At 62.5% G+C, this 17,549-nt stretch carries 15 protein-coding genes; 12 read left to right on the top strand and 3 right to left on the bottom strand.

Features of this window, described 5'->3' with window-relative positions; translation table 11 throughout:
• Window positions 1-7 precede the first annotated feature (7 nt).
• The 7 genes from ACOGI7_RS06655 (at window position 8) to ACOGI7_RS06625 (ending at window position 8,101) form a co-directional block, all read left to right on the top strand.
• Entirely contained in the window at window positions 8-1,477 is a 1,470-nt protein-coding gene (locus ACOGI7_RS06655) for an ABC transporter substrate-binding protein (protein ID WP_419851131.1), read from the top strand.
• Window positions 1,478-1,602: 125 nt separating this feature from the next.
• A complete protein-coding gene (locus tag ACOGI7_RS06650; protein ID WP_419851130.1) occupies window positions 1,603-2,469 on the top strand; it encodes a carbohydrate ABC transporter permease in 867 nt (288 codons plus the stop codon).
• Between the two features lie 5 nt (window positions 2,470-2,474).
• Complete coding sequence (locus tag ACOGI7_RS06645) at window positions 2,475-3,551, top strand: carbohydrate ABC transporter permease (protein WP_419851129.1); 1,077 nt, start codon at window positions 2,475-2,477, stop codon at window positions 3,549-3,551.
• Complete coding sequence (locus ACOGI7_RS06640) at window positions 3,551-4,654, top strand: ester cyclase (protein WP_419851128.1); 1,104 nt, start codon at window positions 3,551-3,553, stop codon at window positions 4,652-4,654. Before ACOGI7_RS06645 ends, ACOGI7_RS06640 begins: the two co-directional genes overlap by 1 nt.
• 2 nt (window positions 4,655-4,656) lie before the next feature.
• Entirely contained in the window at window positions 4,657-5,829 is a 1,173-nt protein-coding gene (locus ACOGI7_RS06635; RefSeq protein ID WP_419851127.1) for an ABC transporter ATP-binding protein, read from the top strand.
• 55 nt (window positions 5,830-5,884) lie between these two features.
• Window positions 5,885-7,036, top strand: coding sequence for a cobalamin-independent methionine synthase II family protein (locus ACOGI7_RS06630; protein WP_419851126.1), 1,152 nt, complete (start codon window positions 5,885-5,887; stop codon window positions 7,034-7,036).
• Window positions 7,037-7,063: 27 nt separating this feature from the next.
• Complete coding sequence (locus ACOGI7_RS06625; RefSeq protein ID WP_419851125.1) at window positions 7,064-8,101, top strand: ester cyclase; 1,038 nt, start codon at window positions 7,064-7,066, stop codon at window positions 8,099-8,101.
• A 9-nt stretch (window positions 8,102-8,110) separates the two neighbouring features.
• Here the strand turns inward: ACOGI7_RS06625 and ACOGI7_RS06620 are convergent, their stop codons facing one another.
• Window positions 8,111-9,427 carry a DUF427 domain-containing protein gene (locus tag ACOGI7_RS06620; RefSeq protein ID WP_419851124.1) on the bottom strand — a complete coding sequence of 439 codons (1,317 nt, stop codon included), beginning with the start codon at window positions 9,425-9,427 and terminating at the stop codon, window positions 8,111-8,113.
• A gap of 56 nt (window positions 9,428-9,483) precedes the next feature.
• Between ACOGI7_RS06620 and ACOGI7_RS06615 the strand changes: the two genes are divergently transcribed.
• The 4 genes from ACOGI7_RS06615 to ACOGI7_RS06600 all read left to right on the top strand — a co-directional run bounded on the left by ACOGI7_RS06615 (window position 9,484) and on the right by ACOGI7_RS06600 (window position 14,184).
• On the top strand, window positions 9,484-10,701 hold the full coding sequence (locus tag ACOGI7_RS06615) for a CaiB/BaiF CoA transferase family protein (RefSeq protein WP_419851123.1): 1,218 nt from the start codon (window positions 9,484-9,486) through the stop codon (window positions 10,699-10,701).
• 299 nt (window positions 10,702-11,000) lie between these two features.
• Window positions 11,001-12,179, top strand: a complete 1,179-nt coding sequence (locus tag ACOGI7_RS06610) for a neocarzinostatin apoprotein domain-containing protein (protein ID WP_419851122.1) — start codon at window positions 11,001-11,003, stop codon at window positions 12,177-12,179.
• Between the two features lie 56 nt (window positions 12,180-12,235).
• Window positions 12,236-12,982 carry an SDR family NAD(P)-dependent oxidoreductase gene (locus ACOGI7_RS06605; RefSeq protein WP_419851121.1) on the top strand — a complete coding sequence of 249 codons (747 nt, stop codon included), beginning with the start codon at window positions 12,236-12,238 and terminating at the stop codon, window positions 12,980-12,982.
• A 44-nt stretch (window positions 12,983-13,026) separates the two neighbouring features.
• Window positions 13,027-14,184, top strand: coding sequence for an amidohydrolase family protein (locus ACOGI7_RS06600; RefSeq protein ID WP_419851120.1), 1,158 nt, complete (start codon window positions 13,027-13,029; stop codon window positions 14,182-14,184).
• 36 nt (window positions 14,185-14,220) lie between these two features.
• On the opposite strand, the gene ACOGI7_RS06595 is transcribed toward ACOGI7_RS06600, so the two are convergent.
• Window positions 14,221-14,868 (bottom strand): TetR/AcrR family transcriptional regulator, encoded by a 648-nt coding sequence (locus ACOGI7_RS06595; RefSeq protein ID WP_419851119.1) that lies wholly within the window; start codon window positions 14,866-14,868, stop codon window positions 14,221-14,223.
• Window positions 14,869-14,945: 77 nt separating this feature from the next.
• On the opposite strand from ACOGI7_RS06595, the gene ACOGI7_RS06590 reads away from it, so the two are divergent.
• Window positions 14,946-15,728 (top strand): TauD/TfdA dioxygenase family protein, encoded by a 783-nt coding sequence (locus ACOGI7_RS06590; RefSeq protein WP_419851118.1) that lies wholly within the window; start codon window positions 14,946-14,948, stop codon window positions 15,726-15,728.
• Here ACOGI7_RS06590 and ACOGI7_RS06585 read toward each other — a convergent pair.
• Complete coding sequence (locus ACOGI7_RS06585; protein WP_419851117.1) at window positions 15,725-17,302, bottom strand: acyl-CoA dehydrogenase family protein; 1,578 nt, start codon at window positions 17,300-17,302, stop codon at window positions 15,725-15,727. The two genes, ACOGI7_RS06590 and ACOGI7_RS06585, sit on opposite strands and share 4 nt — an antisense overlap.
• Window positions 17,303-17,549: the final 247 nt, after the last annotated feature.

The following is a 17,549-nucleotide window of genomic DNA, read 5'->3' as shown; positions in this document are numbered from 1 at the left end:
TACACCCATGAGTACACAACATCGCAGGTGGTGGCGGATCTTCGCCATCTTCCTTGCCTTCACCCTCGTTGTCGCGGCCTGCGGCAACGACGACGATGATGATACGGGCACGGCATCTGGTGATACCGGCACTGAGGAGCAGGCACCTGCCCCGGAACCAGAGCCGGAGCAGGAAGAGGCGCCCGAGCAAGAAGAAGCACCGGCCCCTGAACCCGAGGATGAGCCCGAGCCTGAAGAGCAGGCCCCGGAGCCGGAGATGATGATCATCTCCGACGAATGCGCCATTCCGGACCCGAGTGATTCCATCGAAATCGACGTCATGGGCTGGGAGTTCCCAATCATCACCCAGTATGCCGACGAGCTCGACGACTGTGAAGAGGGCAACTATTCCTTCAACTATCAGTTCCTCGACTCGGTTGAGGCCCGCAACGCCATGACTCAGGATGCGGCATCGGGCTCGCCGAGCTTCGAGCTCTACCAGGGTTCGAACGCATTCATCAGCGAACTGGCCAACCAGGGATTCGTCCGGCCGCTGAACGACCTGGTGGACAAGTACCGGGACGAGTACAACCTCGACCAGATCGATGAGGCCTTCTGGAATATGGCGTCGCTCGACGGCAACATCTACGCCATTCCCATGGTGTCCAACACCATGCACGTGTTCTACAACGAGCCGGCTCTCTCCGAGCTGGGCCTCGATGTGCCGACCACATTCGACGAGGCGTTCCAGACCTGCGCTGCCATCCAAGACGCCGGATACGACATCGGCTTCTTGTACATGCTGTCTGCGGGCTGGGCCTGGCAGATCGAGTTCGACAGCGTTCTCGGATCACTGGGCCAGACCTCAATCGATCCCGTGACCGGCCAGCCGAACTTCAACAGCCCCGAGGGCATCGAGGCGGCAACCCTCTTGCAGCGCATGTGGCAAGAGTGCGCGCCAGACGCAGCCGGCTCCTACAGCACCGATGACGTACAGGCTGCGTTCCAGACTGGCGAGGCCATCCTGGGCCATACCTGGGCTTCCCGAGCTGGTGCCATGGACGATCCCGAGGCCTCAACAGTGGTCGGCGAGATCCAGTTCGCCCCCGCGCTCGGCACCGGCGGCAGCACTCTGGCCGCTCCGGCCTACATCGACGGTTGGATGATCCCCGCCAATACTCCTGAGGACAGGGTCGAGGCGATTTTCCTGGCCATGCTGGCCGCCACCGACCTGGAGAGCCAGGAAGCTGCTGCTCAGTTCGGACTGGTAACCCGCACAGGTGTGAGCCACCCCGAAGGCCCGCGCGACGCTGCCGCCGCCGAGGCCAGCCTTGTGAATGGCCGGGGTGCTGATCTCACCCACCCGGCCGCGGGCATCGCCCGAGCCAAGCTGGGTGAGGCTCTGGTCACCATCCTCGACGGCGCTTCTGTCGAAGAGGCATTGGCGGCTGCTGAAGAGGCTTACCTCGCCGAGGCCGCAGAGCAGGGTCTGCTCTAAACCTCGCAGCGTTGTCCTAACGGGCAACCTCAATTCCCCCTCCTGCGGGGCGGCGTCCATGAGGCGCCGCCCCGTACGGGGGTGGGGGATCATCCGCCGTACCATCGGCAAGAAACTGGGGGAAGATGAATAGACGCACCTTCTGGGGATTCACGGTACCCAGCGTGATCGTGATGCTGGCCTTGATGGTCTTTCCGCTCATCACGACGGTGTGGCTGGGCTTCCAGAAGCTGCTCTTACGCGACCTGAACAACCCCCAATGGATTGGTTTCGACAACTACACGGACGTGTTGACCGATCCGGAGTTCTGGGCCGCGTTCCGGTTCACGATGGTGTTTGTGGCCGTCGTGGTGCCGGTCACAATGGTGATGGGCTTGGGCGTCGCTTTGCTTCTCGACCGGGTCGGCAGGGGCCGCAGCCTGTATATGGCGGCCCTTCTCCTCCCGTTCATCGTCACACCTGTGGTGGGATCGCTCGTCTACAAGGATTTGTTCGAACGAGGCGGTTTGATTGCCTGGCTTTGGGAGGTGATCACCGACGATCCCTTCGCGGTTGACGCCAGCAATGTGAAGTGGCTGATCATCATCCAGTCGATCTGGTACGTCATGCCGTTCGCCATGATCACCTTCTTTGCCGGGCTCCAGACGCTCCCCGAAGAGCGGGTGGAAGCCGCCGCCATTGACGGGGCCAACTTTCTGCGGAATTTGTGGCATGTGATCTTGCCCCACTTGAGAGTGCTTATCTTGTTCGTGGGGCTGATCACCATCATGGACGCCTATCGGGTGTACGACCAGGTGTTTGTCTGGACCGGGAACCGTTTTACCGATGCCCACACCCTGTCGGTATACAACGTGCGCGTGGCCACGGCCTACGACATCGGGAGGCTGGGGAAAGGTAATGCCATCGCGGTGTTGAATGTGATCGGCATCTTCGTGGTTCTCATCCCGTTCTTGTGGCGCAGCTATAAGGACCAGATTGAGGAGAGGACCTGATCGGAATGCGCCGGTCAACGCGCCTCTCCCGAGTCGGCCTCCACGCCACGATGTTGGTGCTGGTGGCGTGGAGCGTCCTCCCGTTCTTGTGGACCTTCCAGACTTCCATCAAGTTCACCCGCGACGTAGCCGCCAAAAAGCCCGTGCTTTGGGGCTACGAAACCACCGCCAACGCCTACCGGGCATTTTGGCTGGACGAAGACGACATCAACATGTGGAGCGTCTTGGTCTACATATTGGCGGTTGCGGCGATCTGCCTCATCCTGGGCCAAATCGGCAAGCGCGTTCGGCACAGTTGGCCCTGGTTCAGCGCGGCGGTGGGCGTGATTTTTGTCGCCCTCTGGCGATTTCCGAGGATCTGGGAAGTCAACGACGAATACGACTTCTTGATCAACAGCATCGTGGTCACCGTGCTCACCATGCTCATCTCCCTGTCTATCGGGCTACTGGCCGGCTATGGGTTGGCTCGGTACACCGGTATCTCGGGAGCAGTGATTCTGATCGTGGCCCTAGGATTTCGCGCCCTGCCTCGCACTGCGTTCGTCCTTCCGTACTTCTTCGGCGCCAAAGAGATCGACGACTGGCTGGCCAGCAGCGGCGTCGGTTCATGGGACTTTCCCTTTATTGACTTCCCCGGGATCGACACCCTCCAGATACTCGATACTCGCCTCGCCATCGTGTTAGCCCTGGTTGCGGTCAACCAGCCGTTCACCATTTGGATGTTCCGCAGCTTTTTCATGGAGGTACCGAAGGAGATCGAGGAAGCGGCGATGATGGACGGGGCCACCCGGCTCCAGGCGTTTCGCAGAGTGATCATCCCGATGATGTGGCCGGCGATCATCGCCACTGGCCTGTTCACCATGCTCTTGGCCTACAACGAATACTTGTTTGTACGGGTGCTGGCCCCAACAGAATGGACTTTGCCCGTGGCGATCGTGTCGCTCACCGGTGGCGAGAGCTCTCGCACTATCACCGAGGCCGCGGCGGCCTCGGTGTCAATCACGCTGCCCATCGTGGTGGTCATCATCTTGTTCCAGAAACATCTCGTGAAAGGGCTCGGCGCGGGCGCCGTGAAGGGCTGATGTCGGAGAACTTCCAGCAGGCCAAACGCGTCGTGCTCGACTACTACGACGCTCTCGATGGCGCCGGCGAGAAGGAAATCGAAGAGGTGCTGCGCGCGCACACCGCCGAGGGCTACCACTGGCGGGGTATGCACCCGTTCAATGAGATAGCGGGTGCCGAAGAAGTGGCCGAACGCTTTCATATTCCGCTGCGCCAGTCGTTCGCACCCATCCAGCGGCGACCCGATGTCTTCCTGGCCGGTGCCAATACCCGGGGGGAAGTGGGAGATACCTGGGTCTGTCAGATGGGTCACCTGCTTGGACTGTTCGACCAGCCTTGGTTGGATATTCCGCCAACCAGGAAGATGTGCTTCATCCGCTATGCCGAATTCCACCGGGTGGAAGATGGGCAAATAGCTGAGACCGCATTCTTCACCGACATCATCAGCGTGATGCGGCAGGCTGGCCACTACCCACTGCCGCCCCAGACCGGCTCGTCGCACATCTATCCCGGCCCCCGCACCCACGACGGGCTGCTGTTCGATGCCCAAGACCCAGCTGAGGGCAAGGCCACCATGGCGCTGGTTGACCGGATGATCGACGACCTCATCTGGGCAAACGAAGTGGGCAACGCCAGAGGCGAGAACATCATGCCCCGATCGGTGCTGGCCGAATGCTGGCACGAGGACATGATCTGGTCGGGATCGGAGGGCATCGGCGCGGCCTACACCATTGACCGCTACCAGCAACAGCATCAGCACCCGTTCCGGGTGAATCTCTCGGAAAAGACCTTCAACGGTCACGTGGCCCGTTTCGCCGAAGGGAACTACGCCTGCTTCTTCGGCTGGCCCAACCTCACCGTCACCGCCGATGGGGGGTTTATGGGTCTGCCCGGCTCAGGAATGCCAGCCGACATGCGGGTGGTGGACGTCTACCGTTGCGACGGCGACAAACTGGCCGAGAATTGGGTGTTCCTCGACCTGCTGAACTGGCTCAACATGCAGGGGCTCGACCCGCTAGCCCGGATGCGCCAGCTCTTGGGTATCGAAGAATTTCGAAGCGGGGATGCAGAAGGACTCGCATGGATCCGACCGGAGTCGCCGGGCTCTGTCGGAGGGGAGTGAAAATGTCAACCGTCACCCTTGACAAGATCACCAAGATCTATCCCAACGGGTTTCAAGCCATTACCGAGCTGAGCCTTACGCTGGAGGAGGGGGAGTTCCTGGTACTGGTGGGGCCGTCGGGCTGTGGCAAATCAACCGCGCTGCGGATGATCGCGGGATTGGAGGACATCAGCTCGGGAGATCTGTACGTGGGGGACCGCTGGCTCAACGATGTCCAGCCCAAAGATCGGGACATTGCGATGGTGTTCCAGAGCTACGCGCTCTACCCCCAGATGACGGTCGCGGAGAACATCGGGTTTCCCCTGAAGCTTCGCAAGATCAGCAGGAGGGAGCGCCAAGAGCAGGTGTGGCAGGCGGCCGAGATACTGGAGCTCACCGAGCAACTCGAGAAGAAGCCGGCCCAGCTGTCGGGCGGGCAGCGCCAGCGGGTGGCGATGGGCCGGGCCATTGTCCGCCGTCCGGCGCTGTTCCTCATGGACGAGCCGCTTTCAAACCTCGATGCCAAGTTGAGGGTTCAGATGCGAGCCGACATTGCCGGGATTCAGCGGGAGCTGGGCGTCACCACCTTCTACGTGACCCACGACCAAGTCGAGGCCATGACCATGGGGGATCGAGTGGCAGTCATCAAAGACGGGATCCTCCAACAGGCTGCGGCGCCAGAGGCTCTCTATGACAATCCCGACAACGTGTTTGTGGCCGCTTTCATCGGCTCCCCGTCGATGAACCTCTACGAAGCGACCTTGTCGGAGGTTGACGGCCACTATCAGTTGCAGCTGGGCGACCAGTCTCTCGCAGTCCCTGAGCAGATTCTGGCAAGTCGTCCGGCGCTGCGGGACTACTTGGATCAGCCTGTTGTCGTCGGTATCCGCCCCGAGGATCTTGAGGATGCCGCCGTTGCTTCCGACCACCCGAACGATCAGCGCCTGGACGCGGAGGTTGCGGTGAGGGAGGCACTCGGCGCTGAGACTTTGGTTCACTTCTCCATCGCCGCGCCCAGCGTGGACAGCGGAGACCCCGATGCCCTCGATGAGCTGGGCGACGAGGACGTCAGTCGGTGCACGGCCCGCTTCAGTGCCGCCACAAGAACCCGAGTCGGTGATCGCATCAGAGTCAATGTGTCAACCGAGAAGCTGCACTTCTTCGACCGCAGAACCCATTTGGCGATCCGCACATGAACACAAGAGTCCGTGCCGCCTCCGGTGGCGGTGTATCCGCCAGGATCCGTGCACGATGAGGACCAGCATCGACCGCATTCTCACAACCCATGTCGGCAGCTTGCCCCGGTCCGAGGCCGTTACGCGAGGGGTGTTTGCGATCGAGAGAGGCGAGTCCATTGATGTCGACGAGCACAATGCCGTCGTCGCAGCCGCGGTGGAGGCAATTGTGGCCCGACAAGTGTCGGCTGGGGTGGACGTAGTGAGCGATGGCGAGATGAGCAAGCTCAGCTATGCCACCTACATCAGATACCGCGTCACTGGATTTGAGGGCGACAGTCCCCGGCGGGCGCCTGCTGATCTGGAGGACTTCCCCTCGTTCCTCGAGCGCCAGGCCGCTACCGGAGGCACGCCGACCTATACCCGGCCCCAGTGCGTCGGCCCCGTGGAGGTGATGGACATGGGGCCTTGTCAGACAGACATCGCCAACTTCCGAGCGGCCACCGAGGGGCACACTCCGGTCGAGGGTTTCATCAACGCCGCTTCTCCAGGGGTAATCGCCCTCTTCCAACCTGACGCCTACTACGGAGACCACGAGGCCTACCTCTATGCCCTTGCCGATGCCATGAGAGCCGAGTACGAGGCCATCGTGAATGCCGGCTTCCTGCTGCAACTCGACTCGCCCGACCTTGGGCTGGGTCGGCACATGATGTTCAAGGGCAGGCCCGATGACGAGTACGAGCGGCTGGCAACCGTCCATGTTGAGGCGTTGAACCATGCGGTGAGGAATATCGATCCCAGCAGGATGAGGCTCCACATCTGCTGGGGCAATTACGAGGGTCCCCACACCCACGATGCGCCGATGTCTCAAGTGCTGCCGATAGCGCTCAAGGCCAAACCCCAAGCCCTGCTGTTTGAGTCGGCCAACCCAAGGCATGCCCACGAGTGGAGAACCTTTGCGGAGGCGACCATTCCTGAAGACAAGGTGCTGGTTCCCGGCGTTGTTGACACCACGACCCACTTTGTCGAACACCCGGAGTTGATCGCTCAGCGCATCGAGCGGTTCGCGGAGATCGTGGGCCGCGAGCGGGTGATGGCCGGCACTGATTGCGGGTTCTCGTCGTTTGCCGGATTTGAGGGGATCGATCCTGAGATTGCGTTCGCCAAGCTCGAAGTGCTCGCCCAGGGAGCGGAGTTGGCTTCGGAGAAATTGTGGCGAGCCGCTTGACGTCTACATCTGGTTGAGGAGCATGGCATGACCACTCACGATGACAACAAGGTTGCGCTCGCCCCGCTTCGAGAGGCGCTGTACCACTGGACGGATGCGGATGTGCGGTCGGTGCTGAGGGATGCCTTCACCCCCGAGGCTCAGGTGCATCTGGCATTTCCATTCGAAGATCTCGACGGTCCTGAGGGCCTCTGGGACCAGGCTTTGAGCAAGTTGGCCTTGGCGATACCCGATGTCGAACGTCGCGACTTCATCGTGATGGCCGGAGACGATGATCAGGGGGACAGCTGGGTAGGGTGCTGCGGCCATTACACCGGTACCTGGCAGGGGCCGTTTCTCGACATTCCCCCAACCGGGCACCAGGCGGCAATGCGCTACCACGAGTTCTTCCACATGGTTGAAGGACGCGTGGTTGAGATGCAGGCCCTTTGGGATATCCCCGAAATGATGATGCAGGCTGGTGTGTGGCCAATGGGCCCGAGCCTTGGCCGCTATTGGCATGCGCCCGCACCCGCCACCCAAGACGGCGTTCACCGCGGTTTGAGGGATGCCGCGGTATCGCAGGCCAGCGTGGACTGGGTCACTGGGATGCTGACAGACATGGGTCGTCATCCCGCCGAGCCTGAGGAAGTGATGCGCCTGGCGCACTGGTGGCATCCGAAGTTCAGTTGGTATGGCCCTGCCGGTATCGGAACAGGACGAGGGGTGAACGGTTTCCGCAACTGGCACCAGATCCCGTTTCTTGCCGCCATGCCTGACCGCCGGGTCGACTTCAGCAGCGTGAGCCATTTCTTCGGCGACAACAACTACGTCGGCGTCACCGCCTGGCCGGGAATGGCGATGACGGTGACTGGCGACGGCTGGCTTGGAATCGCTCCTTCAGACCGGGAGATCACCATGCGCAGCCTCGATTTCTGGCGACTGGAAACCGACCCGGCCACGGGCCGGCGGTCGATACGTGAGAACTGGGTGCTCGTCGATCTGCTCCACGTGTGGAACCAACTGGGGGTGGATGTCTTTCGCCGAATGAGAGAGCTGACGGGCCCGCAAAAGCTTGCTCCATGAGGCGGATGGCTACATAGCTGAGGTGAAGCCGCCGATGTGGTTGGGGTCGGTGTCGAATGACCTCACCATGGCATGACAGGAGTAGGAGGCGACGAGGCGTCCGTCTTGGGCGAAAATTCGGCCTTGGCCCTGCACTTGGCCCCGGCCGGCGTAGACGGCTGGATTCTCGTAGAGATGCCAGTCAGATACGTCGGCCTCGTCGTGGAAGGCGATGTCGACCGCCATAGGACCAGTTGACAGGGTGACGTGGGCCAAAGCCTCGGTGATGCCCTGGTGGGGCCGCATCGACGCCCCGATGGTGTAGTGCGTGGTGGCCTGGGCCAGCAGAGCAGCCTGCATGACGGGGGAATCGGGCCGGTCGCGGTAGCGCATCCACACGTACAGCTCGGGGGGACCCACATCATCGGGATCGAAGTTGTAGGCACCGTCCACCACCCGGATGTCGCGCCCGATCACCTGGAAGTCCCGCAGCGGGCAATCCAATGGATCGGGAACCTCAGGCATCTCCGCGGTCACCCGGTAAACGTCCTCGGCACCGCTGTCGAGCAGGACCAAGCCCACAGCACACAGCTTGTCGTGTTGGACGATACGGGTCTCCACGGTGGAGTAGGTCCGGCCCTGACGCAGCAGGTCCACTTCGACGGCCAAGGGAGAGTCGAACCGGGCCGCTCTGGTGAAGACCATCGAGGCCGACACCACCCGCTGGTCGGGGACGGTCTTGGATGCCGCCACAATGGCCTGGCCCAAGAGCTGGCCGCCCTCAATCACTTGGCGGGGTCGCCGGTCATCAGGGAGGTCGATGAAGGTGCCCAGGGGCGGGTCGGGGAACGACGGACTGGTGAACCGCCGGTCGCCATCGGGTACCACGTTGATTAATCGCGCCAAATCGGCGGCGGTGCCCCAAACCGGAAAGCGGTAGGCCACGATGTCGCCGCCATCCTCTGCCACCTCTTCAAGAAGCTCGACTTGGACCCGATCGGTGTAGAAGGCCACGTGGCCCTCGAGGCCGGCGACTTCTGGGAAGGGCCGGCGGTAGGCCCACATCACGTTCTCCTCGGTGTCGCCGCCGACCGCCAGCGTCCAATAGTCGGCCTCACCTTTGAACGGGCACACCGTGTGCAACTCGGTCTCGGTGAAGTGCTCCCAGGCCACGTCGTCCATAGGGAAGTAGAGCTGGTCCTGGTGGTCCGACTCCTTGACAATCAGGCATGAGTCGCTTTCGGCCACGGTGGCTCCGTTGAACGTCGACCGACCCCGACCCGACCACGGGATCAGATCAATGGCATAGCCGGGGTACCGGCCCCACGCAGACTCAATCTCGCTCACGCTGAGATCGTATTGGTAGCGTCGCCTCGACGGGGGAGCAGGAGGAAGAGGAGCTCATGATTCAACCGATGGAGGGCATCCGCATCCTGGATGTCTGCGATCACACCTTTGTGCCCGCGGCTTCAGCGGTGCTGGCCGACTGGGGTGCTGATGTAATCAAGATCGAGCACGCCCAGCGGGGAGACGCCGCTCGAGGCCTGGCGTCCAGTGGGGCACTCGACCTCAAGGGGCAAGTCCACGCCATCATGGAACACGCCAACCGAGGAAAGCGCAGCCTCGGGCTTGACCTCCAAGCCGAGGAGGGGATGTCGATTCTGCACCAGTTAATCGCCATTTCTGATGTCTTTCTCACCAACAAGCCGCCGAATGTGCGAGAGCGGCTGCAGATAACCGAGGAAGAGGTGCGGCCCCATAACGAGAACATCGTGTACGCGGCAGGCACCGCATGGGGTCCCAAGGGGCCGGAGGGCAATCGGGGCGGCTACGACATGACGTCGTTCTGGGTGCGGTCGGGGGCGGCCATGGGTACCTGGTACACCGACGATGATCGCATGCCCACTCAGCCGGGTCCGGCCTTCGGCGACTCAATCGGGGCGATGACCATCGCCGGGGGGATTGCCACCGCGTTGTTCCATCGAGAGCGAACCGGAGAGGCCGTCGCCCTGGAGGTGTCGCTGCTGGGCACCGGACTGTGGGCTATGGGTGCCGGTGTGGCGATGTCGCACGTCAACAACACGCCGTGGCGACCGGTCGATCTCAGCGGGCTCACCCAGCCGCTCCTCGGCAACTACGTCACCGCCGACGGCTACACCATCAACATCACCTGCCTCCAGCCCCTCCCGTACTGGCAGGAGTTCTGCCGGGTAATCGGGCGCCCAGGACTGATCGAAGACGAGCGATTCGCCACCTACGAAGCGCTGATGGCCAATGCCTCGCCGGCTCGGGACGTCGTCGAGGAGGTGGTGGCGAGCCGCACCCTCGAAGAAGTGCGGGAGCTGTTTGCCGACTTCTCCGGCCAGTGGACGCCGGCTCTGGACACCCTCGAGATCATCGACGACCCGCAGGTAGAGGCCAATGGCTACGTCCAGGATGCGGTGACCGAAGACGGGATCCCCTTCAAGCTGGTGGCGGTGCCCGTCCAGTTCAACGGGGAGCCGGCCCCACCGGGACGGGCACCGGGATTCAACGAGCACGGTGACGAGATCCTCACCGAGAACCTGGGCATGGACTGGGACGACATCATCGACCTGAAGGTAAAAGGAGTGGTCGCATAGTGAGGGCGGTCAACGGCGCCGTTATCGGCGTCGTCGCCCTGGGCGCAGCTCTACTGATGGCATGCGGGTCGTCTGCTGATCAATCGGACGGGGCTGCAAGGGATGCCGCACAACGCGACGCCACCACACAGCCAACTCCTGCGGTGGAGACAACTCCGGTTGAACCAGCTGGTGATGGCCCGGCCGGAACCCCAGCCGGAGACGTTCCATTGGTATCTGCTGAAGCTGTCGCAAGTGAGCCAGACCCCGTTGCCTCTGGAGTCGGCTACATCGAAGAGGTCTACACCGATTATGGGCGTGTGACACCGCCGAGCGGAGGCGATCCCGGTAGGGATAGCCGGACGCTTCGGACCCTGATCGTCTACCCGGCCGCGGTTAATGGCGCGTCCGCCCCGGTCGAGAACGCTTCACCTGCCGGTGGCCCCTATCCGCTGGTGCTATTCGCCCATGGTCTGGGCGGCTATCCGGAGGGATATGGAGAGTTTCTGGCTGCGGTGGCTTCAGGGGGATACGTGGTTGTCGCCCCCGAATTCCCCCGCAGCTCGCGTTTCAACCCTGGTGGCCCGGATGCGGGCGACACAGGTTCCCAACCGGGGGACCTGAGCTTTCTGATCGACACCGTTGTCGAACGGGCCGCCGATCCCCAATGGCTGTTGGCGGGCACGGTGGACAACAGCCAAATCGCGGCAATAGGGCATTCCAACGGGGCGATCACCGTGCTGGGAATCAGCGCCAACAGTTGTTGCCGCGACGATCGAGTAGACGCGGTGGTGGCCATGGCAGGTCCACCGGCCCCGTTTGAGGGGGAATACGACTTCGCCGCCACTCCGCCCATCTTGATAGTCCACGGCACCAAGGACCCCTTGATCCTCTATGCAACCTCTCCGAAGCTGTTCAATGACATCTCGGCGATAAAGGGCCTCTTGACCCTAGAAGGCGCGGACCACGGTTCTTGGCTAGGTCAATCCAGTGATCTCTTCGACGACGTGATCACCACCATCATGGACTTCTTGGCCGTGGCCTTTGTAGGGGATGAAGAGGCCGCCACCCGCCTGCAACAGCCCCGCTCCTCTCCCGACGCCGAGTTGGTGTTCGCAGCCGAAGCGGATTCCGGCTTAACGGTTGAATTCGAGGTCCCCGAGCTCAGCCGTCAAGCATCGGCCGAGCCGACAACCGGGCTAGTCGACGGGCAAATCGTGGTGGTCACGTGGAGCGGCTTCCTCCCCGAGCAAACCGTGAACATCCTCCAATGCTCCCAGGGGGGCACGGAGGGTTCGGGAGCCTGCGACTTCACCAACGCCAGGATCTTGCATCCCAATCCCACTGGCGAGGGCTCGGTGGAGTTGGCGGTCATCGTCGGCGCGGTAGGCAGCGGTATCTGTGATGCCACTGTCGACGACTGCGTGATCGCGGTCAACGACTCCGGACTCCAAGAACCCGAGGCCACCATCCGAATCCCCCTCAGCTTTGCCCCTTAACCCCGAACTTTGATGGACGGTGGACATAGGATTTCAGGCGCGCAAGAGGTGGTTGTATGAGACTTGAAGGCAAAGTTGCGATAGTCACTGGTGCGGGCGGCGCCGGTGTCGGAGGGTTGGGGGTTGTGTATGCCCGGGCGCTCGCCTCAGAGGGTGCCGCAGTGGTCGTCTCTGATATCGACGGCGAAGCAGCAGTTCGCACCGCCGAGAGCATCGCCTCAACCGGGGCCCAGGCCGTCGGAGTCCGCTGTGACGTGACCTCCGACGAAGGCATCAACGCAATGGTGAAGACTGCCGACGATGCATTTGGCGGCGTCGACATCCTGGTCAACAACGCCGGGCTGGCTCGGGGGAAGTGGAGCGAGGCGTTGATCCTCTCCGCCGATGAATGGATGGAGATCATGGCTGTGAACACCGTCGCCCCCATCATGTGCGCCAAGGCCTGTGCCGAGTCGATGCGCGGCCGGGGCGGTGGCGTCATCGTCAATCAGTCATCCAACGGCGCATTGATCGATGCCGGTGCCTACACGGTTTCGAAGTTGGCCCTCAACGGTGTTACGAAGGTGCTCGCCGATGAGCTTTCTGCCGACAACATCAGGGTCAATGGCATTGCTCCAGGTGTGATGACCGCAAAGCTCCCTGAGGATCAGGTGCAGAGGCTGCTGGCCCGCCAAACCATCAGACGACCAGGCCAACCCGAAGACCTTGTCGGTTTACTGCTGTATCTGTGCTCGGACGAATCAAGCTTCATGAACGGCCAGACCGTGGTGATAGATGGCGGCATGGCCCGCATCACGAAATAGGGGTCAAGTACCTCTGTCCGACATCAGTGGGGCAGACTGGAGGCATGCCCACCACTGAGCTCGTCATCGACGTCGACACCCATGTCACCGAGCCCCCCGACACGTTTGTATCCCGGGTTCCCGCCAAGTTGAAAGACCGTGTACCCCGGGTAGAGCGCTCCGAGGAGGGAAAGGATCATTGGTTCGTGGGAGGCGAGGTGTTCTCCTCTGTGGGAATGACCGCGGTGGCCGGATGGCCGGAGCCCTTTCCTGCTGGGCCCTCAGTGTTCGAGGAGATCCACCCGGCGGCCTACGACTCCAGCGAGCGGCTAAAGCTCATGGACGAGCAGGGAATCTGGGCTCAGGTGCTCTATCCCAATGTCGGGGGGTTCGGAGCCCAGCATTTCTTGAAGCTGAAAGACCGCGAGCTGATGCTGGCCTGCGTCCAGGCGTACAACAACTTCCAGCTCGACTGGATTTCTCCCGATCCGCGGCGATTCGTAGCCGTCATCTCGACCCCCTTCTGGGACATCGATGACACCGTGGCGGAGGTCGCCCGGTGCGCCGAGCTCGGCCACCGCGCGGTCCTGTTCACTGGCGAGCCGCAGCGGTTCGGGCTGCCCCTCCTCGGTGACCCCCACTGGGATCCACTGTGGTCGGTGGCCCAAGAGGCCGGTCTTCCCATCAGCTTCCACATCGGCAGCGGTGACACCACCACTGGGTTCACTCCAGAGCGGATGGCAGCCCACGGCAAGCCTTCCACCTACGCCTACGCGTCTCTGGAGATGTTCCTCAAGAACGGCATCCAGCTCACCGATCTGCTGGGGTCCGGTGTGCTGCCTCGGTACCCCGACCTCAAGTTCGTGTCGGTGGAGAGCGGCATCGGCTTCATCCCGTTCGTGCTCGAGGCTGTTGACCACTCCTTCAATGAGTGCGGAGGCCTCGAAAAGGCCTCGAACTTCGAGATGATGCCCAGCGAGTATTTCCGCCGCCAGGTGTACGCCTGCTACTGGTTCGAGGAGACGGCCCCGCAGCGGCTGCTCGACAAGATCGGCGTCGACAACGTGTTGTTCGAGACTGACTTTCCCCACCCGACCTGTCTCTATGGCAATGTCCGGGAGCGGATCGAGGCCTCGCTCGCTGGCCATTCCGAGGAAGTCCGCCGCAAGCTGCTATGGGAGAACGCGGCTGCCCTTTACCGCATTGAGGGTCCTGAGGGATAGAGATGCTCGACGCGGATGGGATACCGCGAGCAAGGCCTAGGCGCTGGGGGCAATGACAGCGTCGAAGTGCTCCAAGACCATCTCTTCAAGATTGCGGAGTCGGGTCTCGACGTTGGTTTGGTTCTGAGGGGCGCTGGCTAATGCCAGGCTGCCCAGACCGCTGGCCGCTGCATCGGTGAGTGCCATCAAGCGGTTAGCCGTTGCTCGGTCAAGCTGGGAGCCGAAGAACTCTCCACAAGCATCGGCGAGTCCGCGAAACTCCCGAGCGTCGTACCACTCGGCCTGCTCGTCGGAGCGTTCCTCGATTGCGTAGTAGGAGCTGAAAGCCGCGCAAAGGCGAAAGGCAGATTCTTGAGATGGATATGCCGTGAAGAGAGCCTTCAGACAGTGGCGAGCGGCGTCAAGGCCGCTGACCCCTGATGGCACTTCTGCTCTTGTGGCTTCGAGGATGGACTCGAGCATTCGGTTGTATACCTCGAAGGCAATTGCGCCGCACTCGGGGAAGTGGCGATACACGGTCACCCGGCTCACGCCGGCCTGGTCAGCGATTTCTCCCATCGTCGTGGAAGCGATTCCCTGCTCCAAGAACAACACCTGTCCCGCCTCAATAATCGCTGAACGGCTGCGAGTGTTCAGGTCTTCGTGGTCGGAGCGGTATTTTCTAAGTTTGCTCGAGGCACCCATCAGCGCAAGCTTACCCGTGAAGAATCAGCTTGTCGCACTCCGGACATGATGCCGTGTGGGACTAGAGTTTCCCGGTCATGGAGATTCGACCGCTGGCGGGGGCGCTGGGCGCGGAAGTCATCGGGCTCGATCTGACCAACGGAATCGAGGAGGCCGATTTCTCAGCCGCACGCGATGCACTCCACCGAAGCGGTGTGATCTGCATTCGCGACCAGGGCGCCATGACTCCTGAAGACCAACTGGCGTTTGCCGCCAGATGGGGGGAGGTCTCCATCCATCCCTATGTGCCCTCGATCGAGGGGTACCCGGGGATCATGAAGATCTACGACCCGAACCCCATCACCCAGACCTGGCACTCCGACTCGACCCACATGAGCGAGCCCCATGCCTACACCCTGTTGCTGGCTCGAATTCTGCCCGAGGTGGGCGGCGACACGATGTTTGCCAGCGCAACCAAGGCGTTCGAGTCATTGTCGCCTGGATTCCAGGCCATGCTCCGTTCGCTTTCCGCCGTCCACGAGGGCACCAGCCTGGCCGCTGAAGCCGGACTGGACCACGAGGCGGTCGTCGCCGTCCATCCGGTGGTGCGGTCTCATCCCGACACCGGGGCCGAGGCGCTTTTCGTCAACGACAACTACGTGACCCGTATCGAAGGGTGGACCCCCGAGGAGAGCCGCCCGCTGCTGGAGTACCTCTACGGGGTGATCGGGCGCTACGAGAACACCTACCGACATCGCTGGCGCGGCGGCGATCTGGTGATCTGGGACAACCGGTCGACCCAGCACGCTGTCGTTGGGGATGTGGCCGGCGAGGAGCGCGTGCTCCACCGGGTGACCATTGCCGGAAGCGCCCCCGTCTAGTCGGTGAGGCGGGCCAACTGCTCCAGATGCTCGGCGGTGCTTCCCCCTTGAGTCTGGAGGACCCAAGCTCGACGAGTGAACGGGGCGAGATAGTGGTCGTCGTAGTAGCCGTCGGCCCCGTGCAGCTGATGGGCGCCGGCCATCACATCCAGCAGGCACTCGTTCCCTGTCACCTTGGCTGCTGACACCAGATAGTCGCGCTGGGGGCCGGAAGGGACGAGGGCGGCCTCCGCAGTGGTCAGCTCCATGGCCTCAACCGCGATAGCCATGTCCACGAAGCGATGACGGGCCGCCTGGAGGTCTCCCACCTGCTTCCCGTACAACGGGCGCTGGAGAGCGTGCTGAGCAGTCAGGGCCAAGACTCGGCGGGCCTGCGCTGCCTGCTCGGCGCAAGTAGAGAGAACAGGGTCGTCGGAGGTTGCGGACGGGGGAGCGGCCACAGACAGGTCGCGGCTCAACAGATCGGCCGCAATCATGTCCCGATGAGTCTCGTTCGCTCCGACCGACACGGTGGGGTGAATGGCCTCAAGAACGTCATAGGCATACGACGGGCCGTCCTCGAAGATCGGAGTCCAGTCGGTTTCGCCCCGCTGCGCTCCCGATCGGGCCGTGCGGGCGATGTCCTGGAGAAGCTCGGTGGATGCCACCTTCACCACCGATGCCTCATAGCCAACGGGCTGGCCAGACTCTTCGTAGTCGATCAGTCTCTGGCCGAAGGCCCGGACTCGCGCCGCGGCCGCGTGCAGCCTGGCCCGCTCCGGCTGGGCAACTCCCGCTGGCAGCCGCTGCAACCACTGCTCGGCCCATCCGTAGTGGGCCAAAGAGCCCCGTTCCGCGGCCACCGCGGCCATCACTTGCGACCATCCCTCGCCAACCTCGCCCAGCACGCAATCGTCGTCGAGTCTCACCTGGCGAAGGTCGATTTCGCCGAGAGTCCAGCGGTTGATGGTGGGCCTTCGCTTTACCTCGACCCCGGGAGCATCCAGGGGAACCAAGAACATGGCCATCGAAGAGCGGGCCCTCTCCTTGGAATCAGTTACTGCAAGCACCACGGCCACGTCGGCCTTGTGGGCACCTGTCACGTGTGACTTGGTTCCCGACAGCACCCACCCGCCAGAGTCCCGTACCCCGGTCGTGGAGATGGCCGCCAAGTTGTTGCCGGCTCCGGCCTCGCTATAGGCGATGGCGCCCAGCATCTCCCCGGAAACCATGGGCGTCAGCCAGCGGGCCTTCTGGACTCGGGTCCCGAAACGAGAAAGCACGAAGCCGCACAGCGTCACGCCGGTGTCGATGGAGGGTGCACCGTGGAAGGCGGCCTCCAGGTCGTACACGTGCTTCCAAGCCCGAGACCGGCCCTGGCCGCCGTCGGCCGCGGGCAATGAGACAGCCAGCATGCCTCGGCGAGCAGCCTCCTGCTGGTGACGCCGCTCGAACCCCTGGTCGAGGCCGGTCAGATCAGTCAGGTCGATATGGCCAGCCACCTTCTCGGGCGCCATCTCTGAGTTCAGAAACTCCCTAATCTCATCGCGCCATGAGAGCAACTCTGGGTTTAGCCGGAGTTCGGTCAGCCGCATTGCCCGGGGCGAAGGCTCGGCAAACAGTTCAGCAATGGGCGCAATGCCCGTGAAGGTCGAGGCAGTGCTGGGTTCGGTAGTGGTTGCCCAGTCATTCGTGTTCTCTATTTTAGGGGCTTACATCGGATGGAACCGACGCGCTCCTGGATCAACGCGCCGGCAAGGACATGGATCCACTCGGTTCAGCAGCAGGCCCGGGACACTGCTCACGGCGGGCGCACCGGCATCTCCACCAGTACCGACAGCA

This window comes from Candidatus Poriferisocius sp. (genome assembly GCF_965204145.1).
GTDB lineage: Bacteria > Actinomycetota > Acidimicrobiia > Acidimicrobiales > Bin134 > Poriferisocius.
This window is presented reverse-complemented; position numbering and strand designations above follow the sequence as displayed.